A 12,578-nucleotide genomic window follows, 5' to 3' on the forward strand; every position below is an offset into this window, starting at 1 on the left:
AACTGGCATGCCTGAACCGATGCCCACCCAACCTTCAGCCCCGCGGATTTCGCCGTTCTTCGGTGACGCGGGGTTGCTGTTTTCCATCGCCATGGTGCTCAACGCGTTGGCCGGCGCCGCGATCGGCGCTTTCGGCGCAACCACGTCAGCTCAGGCCGTCGAATTGGACAATGGGTTGGCGCTAGCAATTGACCCGTTGACCTCCGGCGCTGGGTTCGACAATGTTGCTTGGTTCACCGTCGTTTCGATGGTGCTCGGTGCGGCGGTCGGGGCATTTGCTTTTGGACGTTTACGCCGCAGCCGCGGCCCTGTCATGCTGCTGTGGGTCTTAGCCGTCGGACTAGTTGGTTCCTACCTCATGTTGCTGGTAGCGCTGGGTGTGGGCGACCTGATGCACCCGGTGCCGAACCTGGACAACTTCCAACCGGGGGATATCGCCGAAGTTTTCCCGGCGATGAATCCTGGTGTGGCGATCATTGTGGAATCAACCCTGGCGGTCGCTGCCTATTGGTTGGGCATGTTCGTCGCCGGTGATGACGACGAACCGGCTACTCCGACTCCGGATCAAAGTTAGGTTCGGACTCGAAGGGATCGGTGACCTCGGAGAATTGTTCCTCCGGCGTGACTGGCGGGCCTTCAGGCTTGAGCGCTTCGTTGAGCTTTTCTGACCACTCTGAGCTCTTGGAGACAGGGCCGTGAGGGGGTTCAGCGGAGACTACATGCAGGTGCTCGGGAAGATCGAAGAAGGGCAGACTCAACTGATCTGGATTGACGTCGATATTTCGGTCTTCAGACTCATCGTCGTCCTCGTATTCCTCCTCATCCTCGTCGTCCCAGTCATCCTCCTCTTCCCAATCATCGTCATCCCAACTGTCAGCGTCGTCGGTGACCTCGTTGTCCTCCCACTCGACCGCGTCATCCTCGGTGTCGGGAGCAGCGTTGTCGATAGTCGGTTCTGGCCACTCTTCCGCAAGTTCATCGACATGCGTCACCAGGTTGGCTAGCTCATCTGGATCGACCTTGATTCGGCCATCGAGCAGCTCCACTTGTTCTTGAAGTTTCTTCAGCTCACCGGAGAAATATCGAAAGCGGCCCTGGTTCTCAAAATCAAAACTCAGCAGCGCATTGGTGTACAAACCACGGGCGACGCCTAAGCACTCGGCCTCACTTTTCAGCATGACGAGAGCTTCCTCGGCCCGCTTATAGGCTTGCTGTTCAGCATCCGCGATATCCAAATGCGCCACGGTCAGTGCCGCTTGCAGCATGGTCTGTGCTGCGATGTTGGTGTCACCAATTCGGCGCCGCAAATGAATAGTGTGCATCAAACTATCGAATGCGGCGTCCAAGTCATCGAGCTCGCGGTAACACAACGACAATTCAAAGCGCAGTTCCGCTGCTACCCGGAGCTCATGAATTGATGCGGCATAATCCGCAGCTGCATCTAGGGCCGCGATGTATTCGTCATGGCGCTCAAGCACCCCATATGCACTGGCAACCTGTCGCAAGTACGTCAGTACCTTGTTACTGCCCGCAATGTGCTGTACTTCCGCAAGTAGTGGTTCGGTACGTTCCAAGAACACGGCCGCATGCCGTGGCCGCGTACCGCACTGCGCTAACAATGCGGCTGCAGTCAGCGCATCAGCCACCAGACCGTGGCGAAGCGAAATCTCCAGACTCGCCAACGCACATCGGCGACCATCCTTGAACTCGCCGAGCGCACGAGAATAACTACTGAGCAGAGCTAACGCCCGGCTTGCAGCCAGTACTGGCGTGTGAGTCGGCTCGGTACTGATGTGTTCGAGCAGCTGCCCAGCCGCCGCGCTTTCCGGCGCATAAATACTGTCGTCAGAAAAGGCACGGAATAACTGATCTGCTTCGCGTGCCCACTCCATCCGAGCTTCGGCAATACCGGGATTGAAATGGTCAGCTACCGCCTGCAATTTCGCTGCCAAGTCTGCATTCGGCGCGAAAATACGGCTCGACGCCAAGTCCCGCAGCGCCGACTCGGCTTGGACAAACACCCAAGCAAGCTGCTGCGACACCACCGGTGCCAGCTCTGGGGAGCCTTCCTCAATGAGTTTGTTCGCGAAGCCCAGCTTCCGTTGCAGCACCACAATCTGTCGTTGCTGGCTGCGAACGTCGTCAAGCAAAAAGGCTTGACGCAAATCCCACGTCGCATTAATCAGCGACCGCACCAACAACATCACATCGCTGTCGCAGTTAACTTCCACCACCATTGACACTTCATTGATCGTGTCAATGAGCGCGGCATCATCAAAGTGGATCCCGGCCGCGAAGCCCTGCAGGAAGCACTCGATCCACTCCTCTTCATCGTCGAGGAGGTAGGACGCAGTTTCCGAGAACTGTGGCCAAATATAGCGAGCGAAATGGGATGGAGCTCGACGCAAAGTGACGAAGTCATTGGTCAACCGGGCGGCAATACATTCACTGATGAAAGCGCTCAGATCGGAAGGAAGTGGGTGTACTTCTTGCTGCGGGATCATCGTGTGCTCGCCAGCAACGGTGGGCACTTCAACCGGATCGAAGGAGGCGTCCTGCGAGACTGCCTGCGTCAGAAACTCCATTGCTTCGACCTTCGATTCGGTCGTAATCGGCATGGGGGCAAACGGAAACGGCTCCATGTATTGCGACTTGTATTCCTGAAGCGCGGCCAGCTTGGACACTGCCTCCGACGAAGAATCGAAAGAAAAACCGATCAAACTAAGGGCATACGCCACCGGGATTGCTGGGTCCCGCCACCACCGGGAGTAGCCCCACGCGCAAGCAAGCCGCACCCACGCATCAATCTGAGCGGCCGGCGCATCCGGGCCGTCCAATTCTTCAGCCAGCAGCACTGCCTGAGTCGAATGCACTAAAGCCTGATTGAAGCTGTCGGCGCGCAAATGCAACTCGGCCAGGGTTTCTGCGAACTCCAATTCTTCAGCGATGCTGCGGCGGGGTAGGAGCTCGGAAATCTGCTCGAGCACGGTGATGGCGTGTACGACATCCTGCACGCTTCCGTCAATAAGCGCCTGCCCGAAAAGTAGAAATAACCGCGCAACTGCGGCATCGGCGGTGTGCGGGTCGACGTTGGCGAGGCCGAATCGTGCGGCCGCTACTTTCGTATCAATGTCTCCGACTGCGGTGGCGCGCTCAATTGCGTTGACCGCAAAGTCGAAGCGGAACCTGCTGAGCAAATATAGGTCCTGGCGGTGCAGAATATCCGCGGTCAAAGCATCGAAGCTGTCCCAACGACCAAGTTTGGCCAACGTCTTGGCCCGGAAAGTCTCGGATTCGAAGGCCAAAAATGGGAACTTCGCGGCGTGGGCAACTTCAGAGGCTGCAGCGAGACACCGGAGCGCTTCGTCCTGCTCATCCATCAGTGCCGACAGCATCCCCAACTGGAGATAGCTGCGGAATAGGGTTGCAGCTGGGTCTGCCGACTGTGCAGCGGTCGCAATCGCATGTTCGTGCAGGTACGCATGTTCCGCAGGGGAGGCTGCATTCGACATTCGGACCAGGAGCATCAGCAGCGGTGGGCCAGAAACGAACATCCCCAGCAAGTCGGTCGAACGCTGCGGGAGCTGCTCGAGGATCGCCGCTAGTTCCAGCGCCGCCGCCTCGTCGTGCAGCTGCTGACCGGCGTAAATGTAGGCATCAATGACATCGGTGAACAATGCGCGCTCGCCATCAGCAGGGGCGAAATCGCGCAGCTCTGACCAGCGCGGGCCACGGGTCATCGAGTCCGTAAGTTCAGCAGGAGCAATGCACGGATGGGTGAAATCGGGATAGTTCGCGGCTAGCAAACTTGCCACCGCAAGTAGGCGGCTGTGCGCCTGGTGGTACATCAACGCATCGTCGGTATCTGCGGCCAGCTGTTCCCACTGCGCGCAGGTCAGCTGGGCCAGCTGCAGTTCACCATTCATCGTTTCGAAGAAGTAGGCCGCAGCAAACCACTCCGACTGCAACTGCGGGGACAGCTCCGCAAAACCCTCCGGCAGCTCGCCGCGCCGATACCACGTGGTGCCTAACACTTGCAGGCAGCTCCAATACTCCGATTCCAGCGATCCGCGTCGTGCCTCACCGGTTCGCTCCAGCAGCGTGTCTAGCGGTGTGAATTCGGAAGGAAGTAATAGCTCAAACAGAAAGTCATCAAGTTGCTCGGACAGCTCGCCAGGGATATCGGCATGTGTGTAGGCATGAGAGCGAGGAGCGGTGAGCGCAACCTGTGGCTGATCTGGCTGCCGCCACCACGGGGCAGGATTCTGGAAGAGCGAAGCACTATTCATGAAGCTCCTTTCATGCCTACAAGATCCACCATAACGGCGGACAAACCCCGCGGTGGTTGAACAATGATGAAGTTAGCAACCTCCTCAGACACTACCGCAGCACACTAGCTACTATGTTCGGTTTTGTGCAGACTGCGGGGCGGAATCGGCAATTTCGTCGCTACGACATAGAATATTGCCCATCCCCAATTAACCAGGCACAAAGAAGAAGTAGTCTTGGCAAATCAAGGAGAAGCGAATTGACCAGCGTTGCCAGCAACCGCCCCGCGCTTGCCCCACTCGAATCTGATCTGCTGGACCAGATCACCGACGGCCCGCACGGATACAGCGGAATCGAAGCTGACGAACACTGGGCAGCCGAAGTTCGACGCCTTGCCAAAGCCCGCAACGCCGTCATTTTGGCGCACAACTACCAACTCCCAGAAATCCAGGACATCGCCGATTACACCGGCGACTCCCTAGGACTGTCCCGCATCGCTGCCGAAACCGACGCAGACGTCATCGTTTTCTGCGGTGTGCATTTCATGGCAGAATCCGCGAAAATCCTCAGCCCAGAAAAGACGGTCCTCATCCCAGATGAGCGCGCCGGCTGCTCCCTGGCAGATTCCATCACCGCCGAGCAGCTCGCCGAGTGGAAGGCAGAGTACCCAGACGCCATCGTGGTGTCCTACGTCAACACCACCGCCGACGTGAAAGCACTGACCGACGTGTGCTGCACCAGCTCCAACGCAGTGGAAGTGGTCGCATCGTTGCCAGCCGATAAGGACGTGCTGTTCAACCCAGACCAGTTCCTTGGCGCACACGTCAAACGCGAAACTGGCCGCGACAATATCCGCATCTGGGCCGGTGAATGCCACGTCCACGCCAATATCAATGGCCAGGAGCTCAAGGACCGCGCCACCGAAAACCCAGACGCTGACCTCTACATTCACCCAGAATGTGGCTGCGCAAACTCCGCCATTTACCTGGCAGGCGAAGGCACCATTGAGCAGGACCGCGTGCATATGCTGTCCACCGGCGCGATGCTGGATGAAGCACACAAGGCAGAAAAGTCCGGCCAGAAGAAGGTGCTGGTGGCCACCGAAATTGGCATGCTGCACCAGCTGCGTAAAGCCGCCCCAGACGTGGACTTCGAACCGATTAACGACCGCGCATCCTGCTCGTACATGAAGATGATCACCCCGGCAGCCCTGCTGCGTAGCTTGGCTTTGGGCGCCGACGAAGTGGATGTGCCAACCGATGTTGCGGATAAGGCCCGCGCATCCCTGGAACGCATGATTGCCATTGGCCAGCCTGGTGGTGGCGAGTAAGCGGTGGCCAGCAACCCAACGAACCCAGCCAAGGTCCCGGCGCCAGATAGCACTGTGCCATTGGATCGCGCCGAAACAGACGCGCTTATCCGCGCTGCCCTCGACGAAGATCTGCGCTACGGACCGGATGCCACGTCGGTCGCCACAGTCGACGAATCCGCCCGCAGCGTCGCGAAAATTGTCGCCCGCAAACCTGGCGTGATCGCCGGGGCGGACATCCCCGCTTGGACCCTCGCGCAGCTGACCGACCCAGAGAATTTCACGGTGGAGTCCGTCGCGGACGGCACCCGAGTCCAGCCGGGCCACGTCGTCGCTACGATTTCGGCGCCGACCCGCACCCTCCTGACGGCTGAGCGCACGTTCTTGAATCTCATCACCCATGCCAGCGGCATTGCGACCGCCACGTCCCACTGGGTGGATGCAGTGCTCGGCACGGGCGCCCGAATTCGCGATAGCCGCAAAACCTTGCCGGGCATGCGGAATCTGCAAAAGTTTGCAGTGTCCGTGGGCGGTGGGGTGAACCACCGCTATGGCCTCGGCGACCAAGCGATGATTAAAGACAACCATGTCATTGCCGCAGGTGGGGTAGTTGAGGCGTTGCGGAAAGTGCGCGCCGCCTACCCAGACCTATGGTGTGAAGTGGAAGTCGACACCTTGGAACAGCTCGATGCGATTCTCGCTGAGCGCCCAGACCAGGTCCTTTTGGACAATTTTGAACTGTGGCAAACCCAGATTGCGGTGCAGCGCCGAGATCAGCTGTCGCCACGGACCACGTTGGAGTCCTCCGGCGGGCTGACCTTGGATGTTGCCCGCAACTATGCGACCTGCGGGGTGGACTACTTGGCAGTAGGCGGGCTGACACACACGGTCACCGCGTTGGACCTCGGCCTCGACTTCGAGGACTAGTTCGCGCCGGGCAGGCCCTAGTCCGCGGCGATTTCGGTCTGCAGGTTCGCCAGCAAAGTCTGCAATTGCTGCGCCTGTTCCGCATCACCGGCGAGTTCCGCGGCGCCAGCCGCCAGCCCCAGCGATTCGATCGCGGCTTGGGTGAAGGTGTCGGCGTCACCAGGGGCGCCGCCGTGTCGAATCCAGTCGACGGCGCGGCGTTCTTTCTTCCCGGCAAACGCAGCAATTTCCGCGGCCCGGCCTGCGTCCCCGGCGCTGCCGACCCCGCGTGCTGCATCCATGGCGATGTGGTGGGAGACCAAGCCCCAGGGCAGTTCGGTGGCCAGTTCAAATGCCGCGACACAGATCTCGGTCATTTCTTCCGGTTCCCGCAGCGCCAATGCTAACGGTGCGGCCTGGGCGGCGACGGCAAGGTGGTCGATGGCGGTGTCCGCGGTGGTGTAGGTCAGCGCGTCCCGCAGCGTGTCCATGGCCTCGGCGTGTTGGGCTTGTTGACGCAATGACGCGGCGCGATACACTGCTGCTTCGGTTCGCAGGCTTGGGGTAGCGGTGACCTCAGCGAATCGGGCAGCTGCCGTCTGCGGGTTACCTTCAACGAATTCTCGCAGCCCCATGGCAAGCTGCATCCGGTCTTGTTGCCCTGCGCTGAGTTCACCGGCGCCGTCGGCTGCCTGCAGTCGCTGCGCAACCGGTTCCAACACGTGGGCGTTGCGGAGCCGGGGGAGCAGGGTAAACAACTCGACTAAGCCAGCCAGCGCAATAGGCTCGTCGAAATCCATCAGTTGCGTGGTGGCTGCTTCGACTAATTCCGCAGCTGGGGCACCGGTACCAGCAAAACCTGGTTCGGTTAGCCAGCGCAGTGTCACATTCTGCGCGGTCGGCGCCAGCGCCAGAGACACTGTGAGTGCTCCGGCTCGGTCGGAAAAGCCACGAGGCAGCACTAGCCCGTCCGCAATCAGACCACGCAGCCACTGGAAGACTAGTTTTTCCTCGTCGCCCAAAACGTCAACAAGCGCACGGGTGGAAGGGGCATCATCGCCGAACATTCGTGCGGCCTGGGCCACAACGGCGGAAATGTCGGTGCCAGCAGCAAATGAGTCGCAGGCGGAAACCAGCAGGGGACGGACCTTCTCGACGGTAGGGGCCATGATGTACCTTCAGCTATCCTTCATCCAAAATTTCGTGGGCAATTTCCAATAATTCCGGGTCAGCGTTTTGATGATCGACCAATAACGCCACCCGGTCACAATAACTATGCGCTTCCTCGAAGCGGTACTGCTCCACTAGGTAGCGAATCCCAATCAGGTACGCCTTCGCGGCGTCATCGACTTCACCGTGCTGCACAAAAATCTCCGCCGCCGTTTCAATATCGGCAATATCAGCGCGATCGCGGTCCGCGGCCTGCAGCACCGTGAAATGCAACATCAGCCACAATGCGCGGTCGACCTCAGAGGTCGGTGCGGTCTCATTGAGCCACAGCAATGCGCGGTCCCGGTCCGCCTGATCCGGGGATAGCGCAGCAAACCGAGCGGCATGCCGCAACGACATCGCCCAATCTTCCATGTTGCCGCGGGTTTTCATGAAGTCGGCGGTGTCCTTCATCAGTGACATCGCACCAGCAATATCGTCATTGAAGCAGCGAACTTCCGCCGCAATGATGAACGCCAATGTGGTCCGGGAATCCTCGTCGGTCATCTGCGACCAACCCGCAACTGCCATTGCTGCGGCGCCGGCTTCCTCATAGTCACCGGCCATGAAATAGGCATTGGCCACCAGTAGCTGCAGATCCAAATGCAGCGACGAGACCGGCAACCCATGCGCCGCCCGCAGATAAGCGCCCCCGAAATCGAGGACATGCTCAATTTCGCCGGAATCGTGCAGATACTTCACGTACATTGCCGCCGAACCCAACCCGGCCACAATGAAGTCATTTTGCAGCGCAATCGTTGCAGCTGCCCGCACATGCGCGAAGGATGCTTCATGGTTTTCCCGGAGGAACTCCAGGTAAGCGTGCAGGTTGTGGGCCTCAAACACGGAGGTGAGGGCATTATTAACCGGTTGGTATTCGACTTGGGCCAGCAAATCTTCTGCCGTGGCGATATCGTCCTGGTGCCACGCAATATGGGCGCGCAGCAGCTTCAGCGCATCGGTGTTGGCGCCCTTGGCATCCAACTTGGGTTCATGCCGGGCGATCGACTCGGCCAGCCCAACCAGTTGCTTGGACAGGCACGCCTCCGCCAACACAATCGCCGCCGCACCCACGACCGGCATCGGGGCGGCGCTCATCAGCTCCACCCGGTTAACGAATTGCAGCGTCAACGGGAAGGCAAAGCCGCCGATGGTTGCGGTGTCACTGTGCAGCTCTGAGATGGCTCGGTAGGCCAAGCTCAACAATTCATTATGCGAGTCCAGGTTTCGTTCGGCCCACTCCAGCCATTCGGCTTGAATCAGGTCCCGCTCGTCGGATAGCTCTAAAAAGTCGGTGATAGAGATGCGTTGCTGAAACCATTCCACCGCGGACTTCTTCGGCAATGTGTCCAGGTCCGGCTGGTCATACCAGTGGGTGCGGCCCAGGCTGGTCTGCACCCGCCACGCCCCGGCATAGTCGCCGGCAGCATTGAAGGCGACGGAGGTGGCGAGCAGGTCAGTTAAGTCATCCGGCAGGTCTTCCAGGTCTGCGGTCCGCTCGGGAAGTGGGAAATCCGCACTCGTCGGGTCGACTGGAAAATTCGGTGGATAGGCCAGGGATGCAAAGTCTTCCCACCATGGATGGCTGTTGGTCATACTTGCCAGTCTAGGGGGCAGCGCAATTGTGTCTCGGCTTCGTCCTATGATTGAAGCGTTCGAAGAACCAACCGGAAAGTTCATCATGCTGACTATTACTGACCTGCGCGGTCGTACACCTTCGGTCGCACAGCTGCGGGCAGCCCTGCCGCGCGGCGCAGCCGATGTCGATTCCATGATCCCCACTGTCCAGCCAGTGGTCACCGATATTAAGGCCCGCGGGGCAGCAGCAGCCCATGAGTTTTCCGAAAAGTTTGATGGGATTCGGCCAGCGAGCATCCGAGTGCCGGAAAACATTATTGCGGCCGCGACCGCTTCGCTGACTGCTGAGGTCCGCCAAGCGCTGGAAGAAGCGATCCGGCGGGTCCGCGCCTTCCATGAGGCCCAAAAACCAGCGGATATGACGCTGGAGGTCGCCCCAGGCGGCACTTTGACCGAGCGGTGGATTCCGGTGGAACGCGTCGGCCTGTATGTGCCGGGCGGCCAGGCCGTGTACCCATCGTCGGTGATTATGAATGCGGTACCGGCCCAAGCCGCGGGCTGCAGCTCCCTGGTGGTGGCCTCCCCGCCGCAGCTAGACAATGACGGTTGGCCGCACCCAACCATTTTGGCCGCGTGCGACCTGCTGGGCGTGGACGAAGTGTGGGCTGTCGGTGGGGCACAGGCCGTTGCACTGTTGGCTTACGGTGATGAAACCGGCGAGACGGAAGCGCAGCCATTGGCGCCGGTGGATATGGTCACCGGCCCGGGCAATATTTTTGTCACCGCCGCCAAGCGCCTGTGCCGCGCAGTGGTGGGCATTGACTCGGAGGCCGGCCCAACTGAGATCGCGGTGCTTGCGGACCACACTGCGGATCCAATTGCGGTGGCCTATGACATGATTTCGCAGGCTGAGCATGACCCGATGGCCGCATCGGTGCTCATCACGGACTCGGAGGATTTGGCCGCCGCCGTCGATAAGGAAATCACGGCGCGCTACGAAATCACCCTGAACGCTGACCGCGTCCGCGAAGCACTGACCGGCCCACAGTCCGGCATTGTGCTTGTTGACGATATGGCGCAGGGCGTTGATGTGGCTAATGCTTACGCCGCCGAGCACCTGGAAGTCCATACCGCTGATTCCGCCGCAACCGCCGCGCAGATCACCAACGCGGGCGCCATTTTCGTCGGGAATTTCTCCCCAGTGCCATTGGGGGATTACGCCGCAGGTTCAAACCACGTCCTGCCAACGTCCGGTACAGCTCGGTACTCTTCGGGCTTGTCGACGCATACGTTCCTCAAGAACGTGCATGTCATCGAATACGACGAGACCGCGTTGAAGGACATTGCCCCAACCGTTATTGCGCTGGCAGATGCCGAACGCCTGCCCGCCCACGGGGAAGCCATCCGCGCCCGTTTCGAAAACCTCCCAGCCGCCGAACCAGCAGCAGAACAGGAATAGCAGCACCCCATGACACCCCAGACTCCAGGACGCGATACCACATTGGCGCAGCTGCCCCTGCGCGAAGAACTGCGCGGCGAGGAAGCTTACGGTGCGCCGCAGCTCGACGTTTCGGTTCGGCTGAACACCAACGAAAACCCATACCCGCCAAGCCAAGCACTGGTCGACGACCTCGTTGCAACGGTTACAGAGGTCGCGAAAAACCTGAACCGATACCCAGAACGCGACAGTGTGCAGCTGCGCGATGCGTTGGCCGCTTACGTCACCAAGCAATGCAAAACCACGGTGACCCGCGACAACGTCTGGGCAGCTAACGGCTCCAACGAAGTGTTGCAGCAGCTACTTCAGGCTTTCGGTGGGCCAGGACGCAGCGCGATGGGCTTCACCCCGTCGTACTCGATGCACCCCATCCTGTCGGCTGGCACCCAAACGGAATTCATTGCGATTCCGCGCACCGACCGGTTTGTTATTGACATGCCGAAGGCACTGGAAGCAATTGCCGAGCACCAGCCGGATGTAGTGTTCATTACCACTCCAAACAATCCGACCGGTGGCGTGACGCCAGTCGCGGACCTGCGGAAGTTGATTGAAGCCGCGCCGGGCATCGTGATTGTCGATGAAGCTTACGCGGAGTTTTCGGCTGAACCTTCTGCGGTGCAGCTGATTGCCGACTATCCAGAAAAGCTGGTGGTGTCGCGGACCATGAGCAAAGCTTTCGACTTTGCTGGCGGACGGTTGGGCTACTTCGTTGCGGCGCCCGCTTTTATCGACGCGGTGATGTTGGTGCGTCTGCCATATCACCTGTCTGTGCTGTCCCAGGCCGCTGCCGAAGTGGCGTTGCGGCATGCCGATGACACGCTGGCTACTGTGCAGAAACTGTCCGAAGAGCGTGACCGTGTGGTCGCTGGGCTGACGGAACTGGGCTACGACGTCATTGAGTCGCAGTCCAACTTCGTTCAATTCGGGCACTTTAATGATGCGCATAAAGCATGGGAAGCGTTCCTGGCTGAAGATGTGCTCATCCGCGACAATGGCGTGCCAGGTTACCTGCGTGCGACCATTGGGCTGCCAGCCGAAAACGACGCCTTCCTCACAGCGGCGAAGAACGTGCCAGCTGAACTACGAATTCAAGCACCAGGAGCATAACTATGGTTGACACTGACGAGCCAAAAGACCGCATCGGTCGGGTAGAACGCGCCACCCGCGAATCCTCGATTGTCGTCGAACTGAACCTTGACGGCGCCGGCACCGCCGACATTCAAACCGGCCTGCCGTTCTTTGACCACATGCTCACCGCATTCGCCTCCCACGGCCGCTTCGACCTGTATGTCCGTTGCACCGGCGACGTGGATGTGGACGCGCACCACTCGGTGGAAGACACCGGCATCGTGCTCGGCCAAGCGTTCCGGGAAGCTTTGGGGGACAAGCGAGGTATTCGCCGTTTCGCCGATGCATGGATTCCGATGGACGAAACGCTGGTTCATGCCATCGTTGACCTGTCTGGCCGCCCATACTTTGTCATGACTGGTGAACCAGAGCAGGTGCTGCACGCAGTGATTGCTGGCCACTACGCCACGGTGATTAACGAGCACTTCTTTGAAACCTTTGCGTTCCACGCTGGCATCAACCTGCACATCCAGGTCCAGTACGGCCGCGACCCGCACCACATCACTGAGGCGGAGTTTAAGGCTGTCACTCGGGCGCTGCGCGGTGCCTGCGAACTGGATCCGCGCGTGACGGATATCCCATCGACCAAGGGGGCACTGTAAATGGTCGACAATGGTGCTTTCCCGTGGTGGGTTTACCTCATGTTTATCCTGGCGGGTGTTCTGGCCGGTGGTACTTGGT

9 protein-coding genes are annotated in these 12,578 nt (G+C 59.7%); 6 read left to right on the top strand and 3 right to left on the bottom strand.

The window, feature by feature from the left end; genetic code table 11:
• Positions 1–7: 7 nt before the first annotated feature.
• A complete protein-coding gene (locus A3EC_RS0108110) occupies positions 8–574 on the top strand; it encodes a hypothetical protein (protein ID WP_018024686.1) in 567 nt (188 codons plus the stop codon).
• Here the strand turns inward: A3EC_RS0108110 and A3EC_RS12525 are convergent.
• The gene (locus tag A3EC_RS12525; protein WP_018024687.1) at positions 549–4,289 is read right to left on the bottom strand and encodes a hypothetical protein; all 3,741 of its coding nucleotides are present in this window, start codon (positions 4,287–4,289) and stop codon (positions 549–551) included. The genes A3EC_RS0108110 and A3EC_RS12525 overlap by 26 nt on opposite strands.
• A gap of 239 nt (positions 4,290–4,528) precedes the next feature.
• Here A3EC_RS12525 and nadA point away from each other — a divergent pair, with 239 nt between their 5' ends.
• The gene (gene nadA / locus A3EC_RS0108120) at positions 4,529–5,599 is read left to right on the top strand and encodes a quinolinate synthase NadA (protein ID WP_018024688.1); all 1,071 of its coding nucleotides are present in this window, start codon (positions 4,529–4,531) and stop codon (positions 5,597–5,599) included.
• A 3-nt stretch (positions 5,600–5,602) separates the two neighbouring features.
• The gene (gene nadC, locus A3EC_RS0108125) at positions 5,603–6,505 is read left to right on the top strand and encodes a carboxylating nicotinate-nucleotide diphosphorylase (protein ID WP_018024689.1); all 903 of its coding nucleotides are present in this window, start codon (positions 5,603–5,605) and stop codon (positions 6,503–6,505) included.
• 17 nt (positions 6,506–6,522) lie between these two features.
• Here nadC and A3EC_RS0108130 read toward each other — a convergent pair whose 3' ends face one another.
• Together A3EC_RS0108130 and A3EC_RS0108135 are read right to left on the bottom strand one after the other, a co-directional pair.
• Positions 6,523–7,653: a hypothetical protein gene (locus tag A3EC_RS0108130; RefSeq protein WP_018024690.1), complete on the bottom strand. Its 1,131-nt coding sequence runs from the start codon at positions 7,651–7,653 to the stop codon at positions 6,523–6,525.
• A gap of 13 nt (positions 7,654–7,666) precedes the next feature.
• Positions 7,667–9,289, bottom strand: a complete 1,623-nt coding sequence (locus A3EC_RS0108135) for a hypothetical protein (RefSeq protein WP_018024691.1) — start codon at positions 9,287–9,289, stop codon at positions 7,667–7,669.
• Between the two features lie 85 nt (positions 9,290–9,374).
• Between A3EC_RS0108135 and hisD the strand changes: the two genes are divergently transcribed.
• Genes hisD through hisB form a run of 3 tightly spaced genes read left to right on the top strand, consistent with a single transcriptional unit; the run spans position 9,375 to position 12,499 of the window.
• Positions 9,375–10,730 (top strand): histidinol dehydrogenase, encoded by a 1,356-nt coding sequence (hisD, locus tag A3EC_RS0108140; protein ID WP_026162332.1) that lies wholly within the window; start codon positions 9,375–9,377, stop codon positions 10,728–10,730.
• A 9-nt stretch (positions 10,731–10,739) separates the two neighbouring features.
• Entirely contained in the window at positions 10,740–11,876 is a 1,137-nt protein-coding gene (locus A3EC_RS0108145; RefSeq protein WP_018024693.1) for a histidinol-phosphate transaminase, read from the top strand.
• Positions 11,877–11,878: 2 nt separating this feature from the next.
• Positions 11,879–12,499, top strand: a complete 621-nt coding sequence (hisB, locus tag A3EC_RS0108150; protein ID WP_018024694.1) for an imidazoleglycerol-phosphate dehydratase HisB — start codon at positions 11,879–11,881, stop codon at positions 12,497–12,499.
• Positions 12,500–12,578: the final 79 nt, after the last annotated feature.

The organism is Corynebacterium ulceribovis DSM 45146 (assembly GCF_000372445.1).
GTDB classification, from domain to species: Bacteria; Actinomycetota; Actinomycetes; order Mycobacteriales; family Mycobacteriaceae; genus Corynebacterium; species Corynebacterium ulceribovis.

Bases quoted from the DNA above. Each gene is read 5' to 3' on its own strand.
- A3EC_RS0108110 (WP_018024686.1), top strand. From the start codon at position 8: ATGCCTGAACCGATGCCCACCCAACCTTCAGCCCCGCGGATTTCGCCG.
- A3EC_RS12525 (WP_018024687.1), bottom strand. From the start codon at position 4,289: ATGAATAGTGCTTCGCTCTTCCAGAATCCTGCCCCGTGGTGGCGGCAG.
- A3EC_RS0108130 (WP_018024690.1), bottom strand. From the start codon at position 7,653: ATGGCCCCTACCGTCGAGAAGGTCCGTCCCCTGCTGGTTTCCGCCTGC.
- A3EC_RS0108135 (WP_018024691.1), bottom strand. From the start codon at position 9,289: ATGACCAACAGCCATCCATGGTGGGAAGACTTTGCATCCCTGGCCTAT.
- hisD (WP_026162332.1), top strand. From the start codon at position 9,375: ATGCTGACTATTACTGACCTGCGCGGTCGTACACCTTCGGTCGCACAG.
- A3EC_RS0108145 (WP_018024693.1), top strand. From the start codon at position 10,740: ATGACACCCCAGACTCCAGGACGCGATACCACATTGGCGCAGCTGCCC.
- hisB (WP_018024694.1), top strand. From the start codon at position 11,879: ATGGTTGACACTGACGAGCCAAAAGACCGCATCGGTCGGGTAGAACGC.